This is a genomic window from Porphyromonas canoris (genome assembly GCF_000769115.1).
In the GTDB taxonomy this organism is placed as follows: Bacteria; Bacteroidota; Bacteroidia; order Bacteroidales; family Porphyromonadaceae; genus Porphyromonas_A; species Porphyromonas_A canoris.
This window is the reverse complement of the sequence record NZ_JQZV01000001.1, coordinates 125,073-147,768: the sequence shown is the minus strand read 5'-3', so window position 1 is coordinate 147,768 and position 22,696 is coordinate 125,073. Positions and strand designations below refer to the sequence as shown.

Here is a 22,696-nt window from a genome sequence, read left to right as displayed (position 1 = left end):
ACATACTTATACTTTAACAATAACACTCTTATGAAAAGAAAGATTGCATTATCTCTACTCGCCGGTTTAGGCTTGAGTGCTTTTGCTTCTGCTCAAGAGGCTCCGATGTGGGTGCGTCAAACGGCACTTTCGCCCGATGGTCGGACCATTGCATTTACTTACAAGGGGGATATTTTCACTGTCCCTGTTTCCGGAGGACGCGCCACACAGATTACCTCCAATCCCTCTTACGATACAGCTCCGGTATGGTCTCCGGACAGCAAGAACCTTGCATTTGCTTCGGATCGTGAGGGCGCGATGAATGTCTATCTTACTACTTCGCAAGGAGGACAGGCCAAACGCCTTACGTTTAACTCTTCTTCGGAAATTCCTGTTGCTTTTGACGGCAATCATAACGTTATTTATCGTGCCAATATCCGTCCTGCAAAAGAGGTCGGACTGTTCCCAACGGGAGTCTTCTCTCAGCTTTATACTATTCCTGTTACAGGAGGTAGAGCCAAGATGTTCAGTGCCATTACCATGGAAGAACCATCTATCAGAGATGGAAAAATCCTCTATACAGATAGAAAAGGGTATGAAGATCCATTCCGCAAGCATCACACCTCATCTGTAACGAGAGATATTTGGCTTTACAGCAAAGACGGAGAGTATAAGAAGATCACATCTTTTGTGGGAGAAGACCGCAATGCACAGTGGGTGGCAAATGAAGATGCTTTCTACTATACATCCGAGAAGGATGGAACACTCAATATCTACAAGCGTGCACTCGCCGGAGGAAAGGATGTTCAGCTTACCACGTTTAAGCATCATCCTGTGCGCTATATGTCTGCAGACCGCTTGGGCAATCTCTCTTTCTCCTGGAATGGCGAACTCTATTATATGCCTGTGGGTGGGCAGCCTCGAAAGGTTGATATTGAGATCGTAGCGGACTATACAACTCCGGAAGTGCAGCATTTTAATCTCTCATCCGGTCTCAGCAGTATGGCACTTTCTCCGGATAATAAAGAGATTGCAATGGTTGTTCGTGGAGAGGTTTACGTAACATCTGTAGACTACAAAACCACAAAGCGTATCACCAATACTCCTCAACAAGAAAGAAACATTACATTCAGTCCCGATGGCAGAAAGATTGTTTATGCTTCCGAACGCAACGGCAAGTGGGATCTTTTCATGACAGAACTGGTCCGTAAAGATGACAAGAGCTTTACTTATGCCAGGGAGTTGAAAGAGACTCAGTTGACAGATAGTCCGTATCCCTCTTTTGATCCAAAGTTCAGTCCTGATGGCAAAGAGATTGCTTTCCTAAGAGATCGTTCGGCTATTGTGGTGCTTAATCTTGCCACAAATAAAGAGCGATTGATAAAGGACAAAGTGTTCGACTATTCCTATTCGGACGGTGATCAGTGGTTTGAGTGGAGTCCGGATTCCAAGTGGATTATAACGAACTATATCGGCGTTGGTGGTTGGAACAATAAAGACGTTGCTATCTTCAAAGCAGATGGTAGTGGAACGGTGCACAACCTTACTGAGAGTGGTTACTCTGATATCAGAGGACGATTTGTACTTGGAGGTAAAGCAGTTCTTTTCTCTTCGGACAGATCCGGTTATAGAAGCCATGGTAGCTGGGGAGCAGAGCGAGACATCTATTTGATGTTCTTGGATAGAGAAGCGTACGATCAGTTTATCCGTTCTAAAGAAGAGCGCGAATTGGCAAAGACAGAGATTTCTGATGTCGATAAGAAGAAAGAAGACGAAAAGAGTGCGGATAAGAACAAAAAGTCCAAAGCCAAGAAAGACGATAAAGAGAAAAAGACCGAAAAGCCTTTGGTATTCCAGCTTGAAGACAGAGATTATCTCACTGTTCGTCTTACCAGAACGTCCGGAATACAGACAGATTATGTTATAGAGCCAAAGGGAGAAATCCTTTACTATATTGGTCTTGTAGACAATGCGTTCAATCTGTACGAAATCAATCTTGTCGAAGGTTCTACCAAAGTACTTATCCCCAACATCGGATCCGGTTCTCTGTTCATGGGTAAGAATGGTACCACACTTTTCGTGGCTACTTCCGCAGGTATCAAGAAGATCGACGGAACCAAGCAGACTCCTGTAACATTCTCTGCGCCATACGAACTTCGTAAGACACAGGAGCGTGAGTATATTTACCGCCACATGGTACAGCAGGTACAGGATAAGTTCTACGACGTCAATCTTCATGGCGTGGATTGGGCAATGTACTCTGCGAACTATGGAAAGTTCTTGCCTTACATCAACAACAACTACGACTTTGCCGAGCTGATGTCCGAAATTCTTGGCGAGCTCAATGCTTCTCACACCGGTGCAAGATACGGAGCTCCCGTCTCTGCACAGATTACGGCAAGTCTTGGTCTGTTCTATGACGAATCTTATACAGGCGACGGGCTCAAGATTGCAGAGGTAATGCCGGGCAGTCCTCTCAAGAATGCAGCGAGCAATGCCAAGCCCGGAGCTATCATCGAAAGCATAGATGGCGAAAAGATCCTACGCAATGTTCCGATAGAGCACTACTTCAACGGCAAAGTCGGAAAGCGCGTACTTCTTACCATCAAGAATCCAAGTAGCGGAAAGGTCAAAGTCGGAAAGCACGTACTTCTCACCATCGAGGATACAAAGAGCGGAAAGGTAACGGAAGAGTACGTCCGTCTCATCTCACAATCGGCAGAGAACGGACTTCTATACAGACGCTGGGTAGAGAAGCGTGCCGAAATGGTCAATAAATGGTCGAACGGACGCATCGCTTACATCCATATTCAGGGGATGAACAGCCCGTCGTTCCGCAAGATGTACAAGGAGCTTTTGGGTAAATATCGTCATTGCGATGCCGTTATCGTGGACACCCGTTTCAATGGTGGCGGCTGGCTGCATGAAGATTTGGCTATCCTTTTGAGCGGAAAGGTTTATTCCCGATTCACGCCTCGTGGCACATATATCGGCTCCGATCCTTTCGCTCAGTGGACCAAACCGTCTGCCGTACTCATGAGCGAGGGCAACTACTCCAACGCTCACGGCTTCCCTTATGTCTATAAGACGCTCGGATTGGGCAAGCTGATCGGTGCGCCCGTACCGGGAACCATGACTGCCGTATGGTGGGAAAGCCAGATAGATCCTACTTTGGTCTTCGGTATTCCGCAGGTAACATGCTCCGATTTGGATGGCAAACCGCTGGAAAACGTACAGCTCGAACCGGATGTTTTGGTTTATAATACACCGGAACAATACCTTGTCGATGACGATCAACAGCTGCGTGCAGCAGTGAAGACTCTCCAAGAGCAATTGAATAAGAAGTAATACTTTCAGTAATTACCGTTCTCCAATTTAGTAATTACCATTTCTCGGTTTAGTAATTACCGTTCTCCAATTTAGTAATTACCATTTCTCGGTTTAGTAATTACCATTCTCCGGTTTAGTAATTACCATTTCTCGGTTTAGTAATTACCGTTCTCCGGTTTAGTAATTATCGTTTTTCAGGTTGATAATTATCTCCAAAATAAATGCTACATTGCTTCCGTTTATAAACATTATATCGTTACCCCAATTTTTCATCATGAAATCTCGTATTACTCTCCTTGTTCCCGCAGTTTTGCTATGGCTCTTCTTGGCAAAATGGCACACCGTATCCGCACAAGTATTGCATCAAAGCTCCCCGAATGCCTACGAATGGCGGGGCTGCATGATAGACGTTTCGCGTCATTTCTTCGGTGTGGATGTGCTGAAAAAGCAGATAGACATCCTCTCCTCCTACGGCATCAATCGCCTGCATCTGCATCTGACCGATGCCGGAGGCTGGCGTTTTGTATTGTCCGGATATCCTCGTCTGACCGAGCTGTCGGCATGGCGTACCGAGAGCGACTGGGACAAGTGGTGGGGAGAAGGGGATCGCCGATACCTCCCGGAAGGAACACCCGGCGCCTATGGCGGATATTACACCGAGGCCGAACTGAAAGCCCTCATCGCTTATGCCAATGAACGAGGCATCATGATCGTTCCCGAAGTGGAGATACCGGGGCATAGCGAAGAGGTGATGGCGGCTTATCCGGAGCTGAAGTGCGTTGGGAACGATGGGGCGCAGGCAGACTTCTGTGCCTCCAATCCTGCTTGTTACAAGTTCATAGACCATCTCATAGACGAGGTCGTGAGGATCTTTCCTTCGGATTATATCCATATCGGAGGCGATGAAGCGGGCAAGACACACTGGCGCACCTGCTCCCGTTGCCGGGAGATGGCTTCACGGCCGGGGCTGAAAAGCACCGACGAACTCCAAGACCATATCGTAAGCTATGCCATGCGTCGTGTCACGGATCATGGTCGTAAGCCTGTCTGCTGGGACGATGCCCTGTGCGACTCTCTCCCCGAAGGCAGCATCGTCATGGTTTGGCGCGATGTCAAGCAGGTACAGCGTGCATTGGAAAAAGGTTATGACGTTATTTTCTCCCCGTCGCAATATTGTTATCTGGACTATGCACAAGATGCACCACAGTCTCAACCCCGGTCTTTCGGAGGCTATCTCCCCTTGAAACGTGTCTGGGAAATGGAGCTGCCGAAAGGAATACTCGGCGTGCAGGGAAACCTTTGGACGGAATACGTAGCTACACCTCAGCATCTGGAGTATATGCTCTACCCTCGTATGCTCGCGATTGCAGAGGTCGGACGTCTGGGAGATAAGCGTCCGCCGTATGAGGTGTTCAGAGCTTGGGCGTTGGAACAAACAGAGCATCTGCGCCGAAACAACGTGAATACATTCGACCTGAAACATGAGCAAGGCGATCGTCCGGAGACTCTTCAGCCTGTCGTCCACAAGGCCTCGGGGGCGAAGGTCATCTATCACAAACCTTTCTATCCTTCCTATAATGCCGGCGGCGAACAGGCTTTGGTAGACGGACTTCGCGGTAACTGGCAGCACGGCGATGGACGTTGGCAGGGTTTCCTGGGAGAGAATTGCCTCGACCTTACTCTTGATCTTGGGAAAACATCTACACTACAATCCATCGGAATGGACTTCCTCCAAGCGGATGTCGCAGGGATCTATCTGCCAAAAGAACTCTGTATCATGGCTTCGACAGATGGGAAAAACTTTGTGGAAATCTTCCGAAAAGAGCATCCGAAAGAGCCTCGAACAATCTCTTTCATAGAGCATTGGAAGTGGGAGGGAAAGATTAAGGCGCGTTACCTGCGTGTGGTTGGCAAGGCAGGAAGCAGGGGTGAGTGGATCTTTACGGACGAAATCGTCGTGCGCTGATTGGCTCGGCGATATTTGCTCACAAGATTTGCACCATTTTTCTTATGGAAAAGCGGGTACAGAGGCTCGGCTGAAAAGAGCTTCTGATGGGATGGAATATATAAAAATGACCTCCTCCGAAGCTCCTGAAAATCTCTTCTTTTTTCTCTTTTTTCATTATGGAAGAAAAACCGTAATGTCGTAAGCTCTTTTATCCCAAAGTGATACGGATTTTCTCGAATTTGGAAAAAATTTTTTCTCAATCCGTTTGATGGGGCTTTTTCGTGTTAATAGACAAAATATACTGCTTTAGCGTTTTGAGTAAACCTGCATCAAAAATCGTGTTAATAAAACAGCCCGAATTTAACAGTTCGGTCATGCTCTGAAAACACTCCCTCCGATCAAAATAGAGAGCGAAAAAAAAGTGAGTATTTTTCGGGATGGAATATATAAAAATGAAGGGCGGTTTCGGGGGCTGAAAACTATCTCGGAAGATCGGATTGCTCTTCGCACGTTTTTTTCTTCTCCACTCTTTTGCGAGTGTATCTGCCTATGAGATCCGATGCGACAATCATAATGAAAACGATAACTCCTGAAGTGCGGGAGAGCCAACCCATTTCGATGATAAACCTTATTATTACAGCTATCAGTATTGTTACCATCAGGTAGGCGATTACGTACTTTGTTTTTTGTGTCATGATCTGTGTGGTCTTGTTGATCTTGGTGCAAATATACCCCAAATAGCCGTAAGAAGACCTTTGCATAGCAGCTTATCTGCTTCAAAGGTCTCTTTATGGTGTGCGTTAATCTGTATTTCAGACGGAGGATTTCCGGGCTGGCGGCTCAAAAGAAACTGCACCCCGAAAGTTTTGTTCCTAACTTTCGGGGTGCAGCTTGGTTACCGGAGTCCGGTATTGTTATCTGTGGCGGGAGAAGATTATGCTTCTGCCGGTTCAAACATTTTCTTGAACTCTTCTGCCGTAACGTTCTTTTCTTCAAGTGTTACCTGGTCTTTCATCCAAGCGGCAAACTTGCTTCTCTCGATCTGATCGTTGATCTGGTTGCGGCTTTCAGGCTTTTCTATAAGCGTCTTGGCGTAGTTGGCAAGCACATCTTCGGGGATGTTGTTCATGCCATACTGTGCAAACTGCATCGCTGCCATCTGTTTTGCAGAGTTGAGAGTGTCTTCCTCTGTGGCTACGATATTATTTGCCGTAAGGATTGCATCTCTGTAAATGTAGCTCTTGATGTCTTCAAAGAAGCGAGGCATAGACTTTTCAAACTCTTCGTCCGTCATCTTTGCTCCCTGCTCGGTAGTCTTGTACCACTTCTTGAGGAGTTCTTCATCCAGTGCGATGGCGTTTGCCTTGTGCTCTTTGATGTAAGACTCTGTATCGAGTTGGAACTTATACATGGAGTCGTTCTCGTTTTGTCTGCCGTAGATCTCTTTCAGCTTTGCACGCATTTCGTCTTCGCTCTTCACTTCACCCTCTCCGAATAGAGCATCGAAGAAGTCTTGGTTGAGTTCTGCCGCTTCACTGCGAGTAATCTTTTGGATCTCGAAGCTGAACTTGGATTGGTTGCCTTCCACCTCTTCTTTCTTAAGACCGAGAAGTGAAGCAAACTCTACTGTGCTACCGAAAGCAACCGTAGGGTCGAATACTATGACACTGTTGAGAGATGAGCCGATGAAGAGTTTTTGCTGTTCTTCATTCTTGATCATGGAGACAAGAAGCATGGCATTCTCTTCCTTGCGCAATCCGCCTTCGAGAGGCTTACCGTCTGCGTCAAGCTCGCATACTGTTCCGCGAATGATGTCGTTTACTTCCACCACTTCTGCATCTACATAGCGAGGGTTGGACTTAAGTATCTCTTGGATGCGAGCATCTATATCTGCATCTGTAAGCTCGATGTTGTAGTATGCCAGCTTGTCTTCTTTTGTGGGAAGATTGGTTACTTCCGGGCGAAGAGCCACTTCAAAGTCGAGTGCGAAAGTCTCTTGCTTCTCAAAGTCGATAGCAGGAGTGCTGTCCGTAACCATAGGTTGTCCGAGCACTTTAAGCTCGTTTTCTCTCAAGGCTTTATCTACTCCTTCGCTGATTTGACGTTGAACTTCTTCTACTTTGGCAGACATACCATAGAGCTTTTGTACCATTGCCATAGGCACTTTACCCTTGCGGAAACCTTGGAAGTTACCGTTGTTCTTGATCTGCTTAAGGGCTTTTTCTACTCCCGGTTTGTAGTCTTCCGGAGTGATAACCACTTCAAAGATGGCTTTGATACCGCTCTTCTCTTTTATTGTTATGTTCATACTCTTATATGATGTGTTTTAATATCCTACTTTATTGAAGCTTACAAAATTAGTGCTATTATTTCATCCGACCAAAAATGGCAGGACGGGATAAGTTATTTTTGAAACTCGACATCTATAATAACCAATTCGCTACGTGTGCCGACACGGAATGGAGAGCCGGCTACTCCATATCCGGAAGAGACCACCACCGTGGTATTGCCGTACCGTGAAATGCCTTCGATCTGCTTGAAAGCAAGCTGTACGAGAAAGCGGAAAGGTATAAACTGTCCGCCATGAGTGTGTCCGAACATTGCAAGATCTATGCCCAAACTCTGAGCTTCGTCTATTTGACGGGGCTGATGATCGAGTAGCAGCAGGGGTTTATTGCGGTCTATATGATAGCGCATTGCCAGCTCGGAGAAAGAGGCACGCCCGTCGGGGTTGTTGTGATCATCCCTTCCGAGCAGCTGTATATCCGTTCCGGGAAGAGTGATGAGGGAGTCTATCAGAAGCGTTCCTGCGTCTCGAAGCCAAGCCTTTTTGCCCTCGACATCGCCTCTGTACTCGTGATTTCCCATTACGATATAGGTGCCATATTTGCTGCTGATGGATTTCAAGGTCTCTTTTACGCCCTCTTTCTCTCCATATCTCAGGTCATAATCGAAGATGTCTCCGCCGATGAGAAAAATATCGGGCTTTTCTGCTTCGACCATTTTAGCCAGACGTTCTATGCTGCTTAAGCCCATGATCTCTCCGATGTGAGGGTCTGTCACCAAAGCTATGCGGAGCTTCTCTTGTCCGGGGGAGGGCTTTGCAATCTTCACTTCATAGCGTGAGACGATCGGCTCCATCGTATTACGGTAGCCTTTGTTGCACGCCAGTATGAGGAGCAGAAGAGACAGGAGCATCATGTAGCCATACCACCGCTGTTTGTTTTCAGCGGAGACATTCCACCTCTTGCGGAACAGCAGAAGCGCAATGCGCGTTCCCAAGCCTATCAGAGCAATGATGAAGCTGTATATGAGAATGATAACGTAGTAGTTGTTAAGGAAATACATGATCTGCCCGAAGCTCTCCCATGGTATGGATTTACGAGCAATATATACTCCGAGGAAGAAAAGATACATCAGGATAAGAAGTGCCATGATCACCTTTCCCCATTTTGTTTTTTTGAGAGAGGTCTGATTCACTTTGTAGAGCAGGTATAACATGATGAGAGTCTGCCCTACAATGGACATGAGGAATACTTTCATAAAGCCGGTTTGATGCGTTTGTTATAGTGGTACAAGTACACAAAAAAAGCTGTCATCGCTGCCAGTATATCGGATATGGGGAGTGAAAACCATATTCCTTTGAGTCCCAAAATGGGAGGAAGCAGCAATAACAGCGGAATTAGATAGATAATCTGACGGGTAAGAGAGAGAAGCATGGAGACTTTTGCCCTGCCAATGCTCTGAAAGTACTGCGTTGTGGTGATTTGGAAACCGACAACGGCGAAGTGAAAAGTACATACCCGGACAGCATATACAGTGAGATCCATGAGTTCGGGATCAGATGTAAAGCCTCGTACGATGAGGCTCGGAGCGAGAACACCCAATAGTCCGCCAACGAGACCAATGCTCATATTCAAGCCGAAAGATCGCCACGAAGCCTCTTTTACTCTGTGGTAGAGTTCGGCTCCATAGTTATAACCGACAATCGGCTGCATACCTTGAGAAACACCCAAACACAACATCAGGATAAGCATAGCGAAACTACTCAGTATGCCATACGCCCCCACCGCATAGTCTCCTCCGTACTGTGCCAAACTTTTATTGAGGATCACGGTGATGAGACTGCCGGTCAGCTGCATGGAGAAAGGCGCCATACCGATGGAGAGGATGGCGATGATGTGTCTCTTTTTGAGTTTGAAGTTTTTTATGCGAAGCTGTATGTTGCTGCTCTTACTCAGGAAGTGAGTAACGACGAAACACATACTGATGAACATGGATATGACGGTAGCCCATGCTGCTCCCGCTATTCCCATGTTGAAGACAAAGATAAAGATCGGATCCAGAATAATATTCGATATGGCTCCGATAAGCATTGTCGTCATGGCCTTAGAGGGATAGCCTGCCGCTCTCATTACCGCATTGTAGCTGAAAGCAATGTTTGCAAAGATGTTGCCGGGCAGTGCTATGATGAGGTATTCACGAGCATATTTCAAGGTCTGATAGCTTGCACCGAATGCCAAAAGGAGATCGTCCAGATAGATGAGACAGAGCAGTGTGGCCGGAAGACTGATCAGGAGCGTGAGGAGAAAAGCATTGCCCAAAAGCTCTTCCGCTGTCTCTCTTTTTTTTGCTCCGAGCAAAATGGAGACCCTTGCAGATGCTCCCGAACCGATGAGCATTCCCATAGCCTGAAGGAATATGATGATGGGAAATGTTACAGCCAGTCCGGATATTGCCAAGCTGCCGACACCATTTCCGATAAACATTCTATCCACGACATTGTAAAGCGAGTTTACCATCGTTCCAACCACAGCCGGAACGGCAAACTGCCTTAGTAGTCGTCCTACCGGAAGATGCTCCAATGCTTCGCTTCTTTTGTCCATCACTTTTATCCTTTCTGTTCGGGAACGGCTCTTGATGCGTTGATTTAACCCTTTCGTGCTATCTCATCGATGCTTTTTTCGTTGAGTATTGTAATCTCCCGACCTTCCATTTTTATGAGACCTTCTTCTTCAAATGCATTGAGAGTACGTATCGCATTGCTGATGGTCATGTTGGAAAGTTCGCCCATATCCTTTCTGGTCGGATTGATATTCAAAGAACCGTTCGGCTTGAGTCCGTACATCTCTTTCAGTAACAGCAGTCCTTCTGCCATGCGTGCGCGGGATTGCTTGACCAGCAACCCTACCGATCTTCTGTCGCTTAAGAATATGTCCCGATAGCTTTCCAGCATCAGCCAGTAGCTTACTTTGGGATTTTCTCTTGCAATATCCTCCAAGACTGTCAAAGGAAATTTATAAACAAGGCTTGCACCCACAGCAGAGATGCGGACTGCACTCGGCTTTCCCATAAAGAAAGTGCGATACCCAAAAAGCTTCCCCGGACAGATAAGGTTGACGATATGCCTTCTCCCCCCGTAAGATTCCATTGTTACTTTTACCTGTCCTTGAATAAGGATATAGCAATACTCCGGTATCATCCCCTCTTCGAGTAGTATCTCTTTCGGGGCTACCTGCTCAAAAGCAGAGTAGATCTGAAAAAACTCTTTCTCATTCTGAGCCAATAATTCCCACAAGTGTGGAATCATGGTAGAGATATGCGGATGCTTTTCTTTTGGAATCATGTTGTGGAAGATATTATGTAAGGAATCAAAAAAGAAGAGTCCAAAGTTACGAAAAAAGTCTATTGCTTTCTGATTCTGGCGCTTTCTCTCTTCATCTGGCAAGCGTTAGGTGCTTATAAAAACCAAAGAGAGGCAGAATTCTCCCGAATTCCACCTCTCTTGGTGATTCGCCTGGGGCTCGAACCCAGGACCCCATCCTTAAAAGGGATGTGCTCTACCTACTGAGCTAGCGAATCCCACCTGTCAATTATGAAAATCAAATGAAAAACTAGCGCATGAATCACTTCATTGCAGCGCAAAGGTAGAGAGAAATTTTTAATTCTCCAATACCTCTACTCAAAAATCTATTTCTTTCTCCTTGTTTTCTTTACTATCTTACTCCAGAGCGGATCGGCTTTCTTCTGTTCAAGTTCAAGATTTTCCACCGGTTTGCCCACGATATATTTCATGTGGAAGGTGTACAGAATCATTGTTGCAGGGAGAGCGATCACCATTCCAAGCAGTCCGAACAGATACCCGAATATGGATAGAGAAATAAGGATAACGGCAGGCATCATTCCCATGGTCTTTCCCATGATGCGCGGAGTGAGGAACGTATCCTGGATAATCTGCACCAAAAGAAGTATGCCCAAAGATATTGCGAGGACTATGCCCAGATGCTGACCCGTCTCTGCGCTATGCAGCATTGAAAGAAAGACGATAGGAAGCAGTCCCAATATTTGCAGATATGGAACCAGATTCAGTAGTCCGATTAGCATACCCAGTAAAATACCGAGAGGAAGCCCTTGTATAGAGTAGCCTATAGACAGCAGTACGCCCACGCAAAGGGCTATAAGAGACTGCCCTTTGAAGTAGTTGGTCAGGTAGTATTCTACATTGTGTCCCATTTCTATCACGAATGGCTTCAGATGATCCGGTATCAGCTTCATGAATCCGGCATTTAGTCTTTCGTAGTCCAGCATGATAAAGATGAGGTAAAGGAGGAATAGGAAAACCACTGTCGTACTCATGATGATGGAGAACGTGCTTGCAAGAATAGAGACAGACTTGCTTAAGAACTGTTGGAGTGTCTTGATCAGGTTCTCCATATTGAACTCATTCATCACCGAAGCCACATCGGGATACTGTTCCAGCTGCTCTACCACACTCGGTGGAAGGATGCTCTTTAAGGCTTCAAACGAAGCATACGTCTGGAGTAACTCCCATGCTTTATTCGCTTCTGCCGTTAAAGAGGGCCATATAGCTATGATTATTCCCGAAATTGTTCCCCCAACAAGGATCAGAACCGTAAGTACCGAGAGAGCCCGTGAGCGTATTTTGAGTTTCTTCTCGAAGAAGTAAACCAACGGCATAAGCAGATGTGCGATGATCCATGCCAGTATAAAAGGGATCAATATGCCCGATAACTTTTGGAACAGAAATATTCCCAACGCCGCAAACAGTACGGAAAAGAAGATTTTAGATAGTCTGTCTAAGGTAAATGGCCTGTCGAAAAAGTCTTTAATCATATATTTTTCGGTCTTGTGTCTGTGTAAAACTTGATGTTTACAAAGATAAAAAATTTAGAATGATACCTTTTGTGCTACTATTCTTTCAGCTGCGTTAAATTTTGTTGCCTTTTTTACTGAGCTGTCTTAACAAGATTCACGCTCGAAATATCGGGTCGCGAGCAAAAGATCGCTATCTTTGAAGAAATACGTAAAAAAGATTTAGACTTGTATGATTGGACTTCGACACCTCTTTACACTTATTCTTATCTCATTCGGATATGCTTCCGCTTACTCTCAGAGGATGCCTGCCTCATCTTCTGTTGCATCCCTAAAGAATGCTTTACTGGGTATAAGCGTCAGGGATGCCGATACCGGGAAAGAGATTTTATCTCAAAACAGCCATGTGCTGTTCACTGCCGCAAGTGTGATGAAAGTGATAACCACAGCTACCGCACTCGAAGTTTTGGGTGCGGATTATCGCTTTTCCACAGAGGTCAGATATACCGGCACCATAGAGAAAGGCGGTATCTTGAATGGCGATCTCTATATCATCGGGGGAGGAGATCCCTCTCTTGGCTCCCGTTTTCTCACCAATATTCCTCAAGACACGCTTTTCTCCGCTGTGCTGAAAGAGCTTAAAGCACTCGGCATACGTCAGATTATGGGACGAGTATTGGCACCGATATCGGAAGCAGATCTGTTTCCCATAAATCCGTATTGGCTTCACACCGATCTTGGCAACTATTATGCTCCTCACGTTTCTCGTCTTTGCCTCTATGATAATGCTTATTCCGTTACCGTGTACCGAGACAGACGGGATGTGAGAGTCTTTCCGAATGTTCCTGAACTGAATATCCGCCAAAGTTTTGAAGTTTCCGGCAGAAAGAGTACCGACAGTCTGCATATCACGGGGGCTTTGAACTCTTACGAAAGAACCGTTTACGGACTTTTTCCGGCAGATAAAGAGAGTGTAACCATACGTGGCAGCATCCCTTCTCCGGCACTTTTTGCCGCTCGAAGACTCACATCCGTTCTCCGGCAGAATGGTGTTTCCATTGCTCTTCCTGCAGATCAAACGATGGACTTCCCCTCGGAGGCAATACTCTTGTACAGGCACCTCTCCCCGACGCTTCTCGAAATAGCGAAGATCACCAATGTACACAGCCACAATCTCTTTGCCGAACAGCTTCTGCTTGCAATAGCTTCTCCTCAAGGAAAACACCTTGCCGGGCAAAATATTTTCCAGAAAGCATTGGCAGATCTCGAAGCTTATTGGACGGGCAGAGGGTTATCGCTGAAAGAGGCAGACTTGATGGACGGTAGCGGACTATCGCCATACGGCAGACTGTCTCCGGCATTCCTCTCCGAACTGCTTGCCAAAGAGCACCGCTCTCCTCGCGGTGCGCTGTTTCGCAGTACGCTGCCATTCGTTGGGCAGGACGGTAGTGTAAAGAACTTTCTCAAGAATACTTCTCTTGCCGGAAAGGCTCAACTGAAAAGCGGATCCATGAGACAAGTGGTTACTTATGCCGGATATATCCCCTATAAAGGGAAGACTTATGCGGTCTGCATTATGGTCAATAACCACAACAGCACCTATCGCGCCACGAGAGATGTGGTAGGAAAGGTGCTGTTGAGTATGTTTCCGTGAGAGAGGATGGCTCCTACACGCTTTTAGTCTTAGTATAACTTTCTGCGATTGCCGAGGTCGTCGATGCTGTAAAATACGCCCCTTTCCACAAGGAGACCTTTGGTTTTGCCGGTCTGTTTCTTTTGACCATGTTTGAGGTCTATGTTGATTGCTTTGCCATTGAATGTCGGAACAATGTCCTTAACGACCGAGTGTCCGAATACAACTCGATCCGCTCCATAGTGGTTTAGTATTTCATCCAGCCGGCACTGCTCTATCTTGGCGTATCTATCCTTGTATGCCGATACAAAGCCTCTGTACCAGAACACACCTTTAGGGCCTAACAGAAAGTTGGCCTTCGTATCTTCACCCGGGTATCCGTAGAGATCCTTTGTCTGATTGGCTCTTGATATTCGGTTGATGTCGTCTATTGAAAGATTGTGTTCCAATATTTCTGGCGAAAGACCTGCATGCACAAAGATGGTCGAGCCTATCTTCATGATACCGTTTTTGGTCTGGAGCCATCTGCCCAACTCTGTTTCAGAGAAGATATACTGGACAGCCTTTTTCGGGTTGTCATGTCCGCTTATCTTTTGAGCAGCGGCAACATATCTTTCGCGATTGTATTGGAACTTCCCTTGCATATTCATCAGTTCATGGTTCCCAAGTATGAAGTGTACCGCTCCACCTGTTTGTTCTGCCTCTTGTTCCAGTTTATAGATCAGCCATAGTACTGCTGTTACATTGTCTCCTCTATCCACAAAGTCTCCCACGAGTACAAGATGTCCGTTCCCGAAGCTCCATCCGAACTCTCGGTCTATCACTCCGTTGCTTTGGAGGAAAGAGACAAATCCGTCGAAGTTCCCCTCGATGTCTGAGATTGCAACCAGCTTGTCCGGCATCGGTATGGTTCCGGGAGACATCTTGAAACCGGAACGAAGAAAGAGGTTGAAGTGGTCTCGATCCTCATTTTTTACCTCTACCCGTATCGGTCTGCTTCTGTCCACTTTTTCTTTGAGCAGGTTGTCCCGTGCATCTACTCTGTACAGTGTTTCTCCCACTATATAAGGGCCATCCACTCCATCAAGATCATCATCATCTTTGTCGTCCTCGTCGTCTCCATCGGGAGTGTTCGAGAAGAGAGCCGATGATGTCGGGCGGATGCCGGAAAAGGCATTGGGGGTTTGGATGGTACCGGACAAGATACATAGCAGTGCTATCCGGAAAATATTTTTAATGCTTTGTGCTATTTTCATTGCGGAATATGTGTTAATAACATTCTAATTCATAAGGCTTTGTATTAACGTAAAGCCACCGGATACAAAGCTACGAAACTTATTTTTATTTTGATGCAAGTCGGTTTGTTATAAGTTGTGTCTTAATGTATAATACTTTTGCCTTTTCAAAAAACTTTTTGAGACCATCTGCCGAAGAGATTTTTATATATTCCATACCGAGTGAAATGCCCCGAAAATTCCTGCTTCTATTTTGATCGGAGGAAGTGTTTTCAGAGCATGATCGAACTGTTAAATTCGGGCTGTTTTATTAACACGATTTTTGATGCAGGTTTACTCAAAACGATAAAGCAGTATATTTTGTCGGCTTAAAGTATTAACCGAAATCGGTAAACGTATTTACCGATTTCATTTAATACGTTTACCGGATTCAATTAACGTGTTTAGAATTTTTGCTTATGGTATTGAAAGATAGTGGTTTATCTATTTTGCCCTCTTTTTTGCTGTTTTTAGAGGCAAAATCCTATTAAGGCTTATTTACAGAAGTGGATGTTGAAATTCACACGAATTAACGCAAAAAAGCCCCATCAAACGGACTGAGAAAAAATTTTTTCCAAATTCGCGATCTTTTGTATCTCGTTGTTTGTCATATTTTTGCGGATTTGTCTCTTGCCCGGAAGGGAAATGCGAGGAAGCCTCATGCCGCCTCTTTACCGGATTTTTTGCCATCCGTTTTTATATAAAAATACCATGCAGAACGGGAAGAATATCATCAAGAAACACTCTGTTTTTGTTCTATTGCACCGAATAATGTAACTTTGTAATACTATGAAACGATGTTCTACTATGTATATCCTTATGGCGCTCATCATGGCTCTGCCTTTGCTGGGTAGTGTAGCCGTTGCGCAAGAATCAACCGACAAGAATCTGCCCGAATGGCAGGCGAATTTTAAGACCGGAGAAGGAGGTGTTAAACCTCATGCCGGACTGCTGCCATTTGCTACGGCAGAGCAGATAAAGAGATATGATCGAGAGGCTTCGCCCTCGTTCATGAGCCTGAATGGCAAGTGGCATTTCTCTTGGGTGCGTAACCCGGAGAAAGCGCCAAGAGAATTTTATAAGGAGGATTATGATGTCTCCAAATGGGATCTTATCAATGTTCCGGGCAACTGGGAGAGACAGGGCTATGGGCTTCCCATTTATGTGAACGAGACATACGAGTTCGACTCTCCGCTCTTCTCATTCAAGAAGAATCCGCCCTATGTCCCGACTGAGGCAAACGAGGTGGGCTCTTATCGTCGCTCTTTTTCCGTTCCGTCTGCATGGAAAGGCCGGAGAGTACTGTTGAGGCTCGAAGGTGTATCCTCTTTCTACTACCTCTGGGTCAATGGAAAGAAGTTGGGATATGCGATGGACTCGAAGACTGCCACCGAATGGGATCTTACCGAGTATGTTCGCATTGGAGACGATAAGAGCAATACCATAGCGATAGAGGTGTACAGATGGAGCACCGGTTCTTATCTGGAGTGTCAGGATATGTGGCGTATCAGCGGGATAGAGCGTGATGTTTTTCTCTATTCCACGCCTAAAAGCTACATCAAAGACCTCTCTCTGAATGCTTCATTGGACAAAGAGCAGTACAAGAACGGTATCCTTGATGTGAGTGCCGAGCTGTTCAATAACAACAGAAGTGCTCTCGAACTCTCTTATATGCTTCTTGATGATAGTGGGGCTACGGTCGCTTCTTCTTCCGCGAGTATAAAGGGCAAAGGAGCTAAGGCTGTACAGTTCCCGCAGGTCGTACTTCCGGATGTGAAAGCATGGAGTGCGGAGCATCCCAATCTCTATACACTCCGTTTAGAACTCAAGGATAAGAAAGGTACTCCGATCTATCAGACAGGAATGGAGATAGGTTTCCGTTCCGTAGAGGTTACCGATGGACTGCTGAAAGTAAACGGAAAGCCGATACTTATAAAGGGGGTCAATCGTCATGAACACTCCCAACGCGGTCGCACAATATCCCGTGAAGAGATGCTTCAGGATATACTCCTTATGAAAGAGCATAACATCAATACGGTAAGAAACTCGCACTATCCTACCGATCTTTACTGGTATCATCTTTGCAATCAGTACGGACTGTATGTGATAGATGAAGCGAACATCGAAAGCCATGGTATGGGCTACGGAAAAGAGTCGCTCGCTAAGGATGAGCGCTGGATGGCTCACCACATGGCGCGGACCGAGAGAATGTATCACAGAACCAAGAATACTCCATCGGTTATCATCTGGTCGCTCGGTAATGAAGCAGGAAACGGGGTGAACTTTGAAGCAACATACAACTGGCTCAAGAAGCAAGATACTTCTCGTCCGGTACAGTACGAAAGATCCGAAGAGGCGTACAACACAGACATATACTGCCGAATGTATCGCTCACCGGAGCATATCGAGGAGTATGTAACAAGGGAAGACATCTACCGTCCATTCATTTTGTGTGAGTACGCTCACGCTATGGGTAACAGCTTGGGTGGCTTCAGAACTTACTGGGATGTCATTGAGAAGTATCCGAAAGCACAAGGAGGTTGCGTGTGGGACTGGGTGGATCAGTCGTTCAGAGAGGTCGATCCGAAGAGCGGTAAGAGTTACTGGACATACGGTGGCGACTATGGCCCGAAGAATGTTCCCAGCTTCGGGAACTTCTGTACCAACGGATTGGTTGCCGCAGACCGTACTCCTCACCCTCATTTGGCAGAAGTACAGAAGGTGTATCAGAATATAAAGAGCAGTCTGCTCTCTGCTTCTCCGAAAGAAGTCCGCTTGGAGGTACGCAACTGGTACGCTTTCACCAATACGAATGCCTTCCACGCCGAGTGGAATGTGCTCGATAGCGAAGGAAATATGCTTGTTCATGGCAAAGAGAATCTGGATCTCGCTCCCGATTCAAAAGGCGAAATGCGTATCGCTTTCGATAAAGAACTCGAAGGTGTAGGTGAAAGATTTTTCTACATAGAGTGGTGTGCTCCGGACGGAAAGAGGGTTGCTTACGATCAGTTTGCACTTCCTATTGCTCCGGCAAAGCCCTCTGTTCGCACTTTTGGTAAGGAGAAAGTGGAGTATCGTATAGATAAAACAACCGGTGCAATCTCTTCCCTGACATTGGATGGAGAGGAAATGCTGACCTCACCGATAGCCATATCGCTCTGGAGACCGCCTACGGACAACGACATTAGAGATGCTCATGGCAACCGTGCATGGCAATCTTCCGGAATAGATAGCCTGCAACAAAAGGTGGTTTCCGTTGTGGCACAGAAAGACGGATCTACCATAGTGAATCTGGAACTACTGGGCAGAAGTGGTCAGAAACTCGGTTTTGCAGAACAAAAGATCAGTAAGGGTGCTCAAGGAGAGGTGAAAATATCCATCGTTTGGAAGCCTAACCAAGAAGTGTTGAAGGCTGTGGCTCGTTTGGGACTCGCCTTTACGATGTCCAAGGAGTTCCGCAACGTGAAATATTTGGGACGTGCTCCGTACGAAACATACGTGGATAGAGCAGATGCCGGCATCGTTCGGATAGATTCTCGAAGCGTCGATGAGATGTTCCACAACTATGTGCGTCCGCAAGCTACGGGTAACAGAACAGGTACTCGCTGGATGGAGATTACAGACGGAAGAGGTAAAGGGTTGTATGTAAAAGCACTCGGTGAGGAGCTGTTCCAGTTCAGTGCTTATCCGTACAGCGACAGCTCTATCCGTAAAGCCACTCACCAACATCATCTGCCCGATGGAGAGGATGTAACAGTACACTTGGATCATCGCCAAATGGGTATAGGTACTGCAACATGCGGACCCGGTGTGAGAAAAGAGTTCTTAGTGCCGGTGGAAGAGACCGCTTTCGGCTTCGTCATACGTCCGTATAGAAAATAACAGGAAAAGACTCTGTAATCTACTGTATATGGAAACATGGATCATACTTTCAGGTATAGCGGTGATTACGGCTGTTCTGGTAGGAATACTGCTCAGGAGTAAACCTCTATCTGAAGAGGAACGGGAACAGGAACAGAAGGAACGCCCGGAAGGCTGTTGCGGTATGCACCTGACGTGCATCAAGGATAGCCTTCACTCCGGAGTGAGTACCAAGATAGAGTATTACGATGATGAAGAGCTGGATAGATATGCCGGAATGGATCCGGCACTCTATACAGCGGAAGATGAAGATAGTTTCCGGGATGTCCTTTACACGCTCAAGCAAGAAGATGTTCCCGGATGGGCGAGGAGCATTCAGCTTAGAAACATCCCGCTCCCTGCTGTTATCAAGGACGAACTATTCTTGATCGTGAACGAAATGAGAGACTATTCCGCTCTAGAAAACAGCTATACCCATCCCTCTGCCTGAGCATAACCGATAGCGTATGACCGATATTCTGCTGCATACGATAGCTGTGGCACTGCTGATCTCCGTACTCACGGGGATTATCGGCTCCTTTATGGTGGTTCGTAGAATGGTATTTGTCGGTGGAGGCATTACGCATGCCTCTTTCGGCGGACTTGGTCTGGGCTTCTTTTTAGGCGTAAATCCGATATATACGGCTGCTCTTTTTGCATTGGGCAGTGGCTTTTTGGTGGAGGGCTTAAGCAGTAAAGGGAGAGTGAGAGAAGACTCTGCCATTGCCGCTGTATGGTCTTTAGGTATGGCGGTGGGTATTCTTTTCAGTCATTTTACGCCCGGATATGCTCCCAATCTTTCCGCTTACCTTTTCGGAAATATCCTATTGGTCTCAAAAGCCGATTTCTGGATGTTGATCGGCTTTCTTGCTATCCTGATACCTTTGGTGCTCTACTATTATAAGACGTTGCTCTTTATCATGTTCGACTCTGAGTACGCTTCCACACGTGCAAAAGGTGTTGGTGTCGTGCGTTTTGCTATGATAGGATTTCTTTCCATAGGGATTGTCCTTACGATAAGAACGATGGGAGTGATGATGTTGATGAGTATGCTAACCATTCCGCAGATGATTGCCTCTTTGTATGCTCATGATCTGAAGAAAATCATACTGCTTTCCATCTCCATCTCCATGCTGGCAGCGCTGGTCGGATTAGCCGGCAGTTATTTCTTGAATCTGCCTACAGGGGCTACTATCATAGTTCTTCTTTGTATCTCTTATGGCTTCGCTTGGCTGGCAAAATGGGCAACACAGAAGGTGCGTTAGGGTTCTTCTCTTCTTTATTCTGCTTCTAACTCTTTCCGGATGCCGTATTTGGAACAAAGGGAAGGAGTACAACGCAAGAGTGAAAAGCTCCGAAAGGTTTGAAGAACTGCTGCAAGAGCATGAGAGAAACCTGTTTTTGATCCCGTCTCATCAGTTGATTTACCCTCTTTCAGAAGAGATAGATAGAGAAGCACTCTCTTCAAAGCTGCGCCGGGAGTATGATTTGTACACCGGCAGAAGCTATTCGGATCTCGTTGCCAACGCTCAAAATGCGTTGGATAGTGCGGATTACAACCGGGCTTCAATACTTTTTCAACAACTTGTCAGAAGCGACTCTTTTCCCTCTCTAAAGTGGAGAGCCTCGCTCATAGGCTGGGATGTTGCCAACAGGACAGGCGATCGTACCACAGAAAAGTACTTCTTGAAAAAGCTCTCTTTCATTCCCTTTTCGTGGGAGATCAGAGCAATTGCCGGGTACCAACAGCATGGCAAAAAGAAGCGACTGTGTCCGCCTTATGTCTCAGACCGGTCAGAGGAGTCTCGTGCTTACTTTTATATCGAACAGTTAGCCAAATCGGAGAACGACTCAATTACTTTTTTGTCTCTTTGGAGAAAGGATTTTCGAGAGACGGAGCCGGCTCTTGCCGGAAAGAAGAGAGATCTATTTGGTGCTGTGTCTTTGTTTTCTCTATCTGCCGTAAGGGATCGGGAGAAAGAGATAGAGAAGTTCCGCTCCGTCTGGGGAGAGATCTTTGAAGAGGACAATTGGTTTAGACAGTACAAGCGATAGCTCCTATCACAGCGATAAAACAGAAGAAGCTCGATTGTTGTCGAGCTTCTTCTGTTTTATTGTTCTATGACACCATATTTTATGAACACTTCTTGGAGCTGGTCTAAAGCGAAATCCAGCTGCTCGTCGGTATGGGATGCCATGAGCGAGAAGCGTATTAACGTATCTCCCGATGCTACGGCAGGAGCAACAACCGGATTGACAAATAACCCTCTCTCAAACAGCTCTTTGGTAATCATGAATGTCTTTTCATTGTTTCTGACAAAGAGTGGAATGATAGGTGTAGAGGTTGCGCCGATCTCGAAATTGCGTTCCTTGAAACCTCTAAGCGCTTTGTGCGTAAGCCTCCAAAGGTTATCTATATAGTATGGTTCTGTCTTCATGATCTCCAGAGCAGCACGAGCAGCTGCGGTGGCAGCTGGTGTACAGCTTGCGCTGAAGATATAAGAACGGGCATGATGTTTAAGATAATTTATGGTGTCCTTGTCTCCGGCGATGAAGCCACCGAGGGATGCAAAAGACTTGGAGAATGTTCCCATGATGAGATCGACGTCATCGACCACTCCGAAATGATCGCATGTTCCTCGTCCCATATCGCCCATCACTCCGATGCCATGCGCTTCGTCCACCATGACGGCTGCGTTGTACTTCTTTGCCAACTGGGTTATCTCCGGAAGAGGAGCAAGGTCTCCTTCCATGCTGAATACGCCATCCACGACAATTAGCTTTACTCTGTCCGGTTCGCATTTCTGCAACATCTGTTCGAGCGAATCCATATCGTTATGGCGGAATTTCAGCTTTGTCGAGAACGATAAACGGTGTCCTTCTATGATGGATGCGTGGTCTCTCTCATCCCAGAGAATGTAATCTTCCCGACCGGTAACGCATGAGACCGCTCCGACATTTGCTTGGAATCCGGTAGAGTAGAGCTGTACGGCTTCTTTCCCAAGGAAATCTGCCAACTCATCTTCCAGTTCGAGGTGTATATCAAGCGTACCATTCAAAAATCTTGATCCCGCACAGCCTGTACCATATTTCTTGGTTGCCTGTTCGGCTGCTTCTTTCACTTTGGGATGATTGGTGAGTCCGAGATAGGAGTTCGATCCGAACATCAACACTTTCTTCCCGTTTATGATCACTTCATTACCCTGTTCACTCTGAATAGTTCGGAAGTATGGATATATGCCGGCAGCTATTGCTTTCTTGTCGGCATCAAACTTTCTGAGTTTGTTTTGTAGGAGTTGCATTCTTATCTGCTTCGTTTTAGAGAGATCGGACTGCCGCTGTCCTGCAGTCGTAAACAGACCTCCAAGTATCTTTATTGGGCAAAGATATAAATAATTGAACAAAAAACAGGAAAGTGTGCAATGTGTAAATGTTGAAAAGATACTATCTCATTGAGACAGAAGAGCCGTTTGCATTTGCAGAAAAGGGTGTGAGGATTGCACTTTGAGAGATACTCTT

Annotated in this window: 15 protein-coding genes and 1 tRNA gene; 7 read left to right on the top strand and 9 right to left on the bottom strand. The window is 46.2% G+C overall.

Annotated features, from left to right (window positions below; genetic code table 11):
- Window positions 1-30 precede the first annotated feature (30 nt).
- Window positions 31-3,327: a S41 family peptidase gene (locus HQ43_RS00615; protein WP_036788363.1), complete on the top strand. Its 3,297-nt coding sequence runs from the start codon at window positions 31-33 to the stop codon at window positions 3,325-3,327.
- Window positions 3,328-3,583: 256 nt separating this feature from the next.
- Entirely contained in the window at window positions 3,584-5,275 is a 1,692-nt protein-coding gene (locus tag HQ43_RS00610) for a family 20 glycosylhydrolase (protein WP_036788360.1), read from the top strand.
- Window positions 5,276-5,736: 461 nt separating this feature from the next.
- On the opposite strand, the gene HQ43_RS00605 is transcribed toward HQ43_RS00610, so the two are convergent.
- The 7 genes from HQ43_RS00605 to HQ43_RS00575 all read right to left on the bottom strand — a co-directional run bounded on the left by HQ43_RS00605 (window position 5,737) and on the right by HQ43_RS00575 (window position 12,391).
- Window positions 5,737-5,952, bottom strand: coding sequence for a hypothetical protein (locus HQ43_RS00605; protein WP_152565542.1), 216 nt, complete (start codon window positions 5,950-5,952; stop codon window positions 5,737-5,739).
- 239 nt (window positions 5,953-6,191) lie between these two features.
- A complete protein-coding gene (tig, locus tag HQ43_RS00600) occupies window positions 6,192-7,565 on the bottom strand; it encodes a trigger factor (protein ID WP_036788348.1) in 1,374 nt (457 codons plus the stop codon).
- Between the two features lie 95 nt (window positions 7,566-7,660).
- Entirely contained in the window at window positions 7,661-8,800 is a 1,140-nt protein-coding gene (locus HQ43_RS09345; protein ID WP_052102975.1) for a metallophosphoesterase, read from the bottom strand.
- A complete protein-coding gene (locus HQ43_RS00590; protein WP_394358403.1) occupies window positions 8,797-10,143 on the bottom strand; it encodes an MATE family efflux transporter in 1,347 nt (448 codons plus the stop codon). Before HQ43_RS00590 ends, HQ43_RS09345 begins: the two co-directional genes overlap by 4 nt.
- A gap of 44 nt (window positions 10,144-10,187) precedes the next feature.
- Window positions 10,188-10,883 (bottom strand): Crp/Fnr family transcriptional regulator, encoded by a 696-nt coding sequence (locus HQ43_RS00585; RefSeq protein ID WP_052110400.1) that lies wholly within the window; start codon window positions 10,881-10,883, stop codon window positions 10,188-10,190.
- A gap of 160 nt (window positions 10,884-11,043) precedes the next feature.
- Window positions 11,044-11,119, bottom strand: a tRNA-Lys gene (locus tag HQ43_RS00580).
- A 108-nt stretch (window positions 11,120-11,227) separates the two neighbouring features.
- Window positions 11,228-12,391, bottom strand: a complete 1,164-nt coding sequence (locus HQ43_RS00575) for an AI-2E family transporter (protein ID WP_036788344.1) — start codon at window positions 12,389-12,391, stop codon at window positions 11,228-11,230.
- A 211-nt stretch (window positions 12,392-12,602) separates the two neighbouring features.
- Between HQ43_RS00575 and dacB the strand changes: the two genes are divergently transcribed.
- Window positions 12,603-14,024 carry a D-alanyl-D-alanine carboxypeptidase/D-alanyl-D-alanine endopeptidase gene (gene dacB, locus HQ43_RS00570; protein WP_036788337.1) on the top strand — a complete coding sequence of 474 codons (1,422 nt, stop codon included), beginning with the start codon at window positions 12,603-12,605 and terminating at the stop codon, window positions 14,022-14,024.
- A gap of 29 nt (window positions 14,025-14,053) precedes the next feature.
- Here the strand turns inward: dacB and HQ43_RS00565 are convergent, their stop codons facing one another.
- Window positions 14,054-15,259 carry a metallophosphoesterase gene (locus tag HQ43_RS00565; protein WP_036788335.1) on the bottom strand — a complete coding sequence of 402 codons (1,206 nt, stop codon included), beginning with the start codon at window positions 15,257-15,259 and terminating at the stop codon, window positions 14,054-14,056.
- An 807-nt stretch (window positions 15,260-16,066) separates the two neighbouring features.
- Between HQ43_RS00565 and HQ43_RS00560 the strand changes: the two genes are divergently transcribed.
- From HQ43_RS00560 to HQ43_RS00545, 4 genes are read left to right on the top strand one after another with little or no spacing between them, the layout of a single operon-like run.
- Window positions 16,067-19,159, top strand: a complete 3,093-nt coding sequence (locus HQ43_RS00560) for a glycoside hydrolase family 2 TIM barrel-domain containing protein (protein ID WP_036788333.1) — start codon at window positions 16,067-16,069, stop codon at window positions 19,157-19,159.
- Between the two features lie 28 nt (window positions 19,160-19,187).
- Window positions 19,188-19,628, top strand: a complete 441-nt coding sequence (locus tag HQ43_RS00555; RefSeq protein WP_052102973.1) for a hypothetical protein — start codon at window positions 19,188-19,190, stop codon at window positions 19,626-19,628.
- 16 nt (window positions 19,629-19,644) lie between these two features.
- Window positions 19,645-20,442 carry a metal ABC transporter permease gene (locus HQ43_RS00550; protein ID WP_036788331.1) on the top strand — a complete coding sequence of 266 codons (798 nt, stop codon included), beginning with the start codon at window positions 19,645-19,647 and terminating at the stop codon, window positions 20,440-20,442.
- Entirely contained in the window at window positions 20,396-21,232 is an 837-nt protein-coding gene (locus HQ43_RS00545; RefSeq protein ID WP_036788328.1) for a hypothetical protein, read from the top strand. The genes HQ43_RS00550 and HQ43_RS00545 overlap by 47 nt, the downstream gene beginning before the upstream one ends.
- A gap of 56 nt (window positions 21,233-21,288) precedes the next feature.
- On the opposite strand, the gene spt is transcribed toward HQ43_RS00545, so the two are convergent.
- Window positions 21,289-22,479: a serine palmitoyltransferase gene (gene spt, locus HQ43_RS00540; protein WP_036788325.1), complete on the bottom strand. Its 1,191-nt coding sequence runs from the start codon at window positions 22,477-22,479 to the stop codon at window positions 21,289-21,291.
- Window positions 22,480-22,696: the final 217 nt, after the last annotated feature.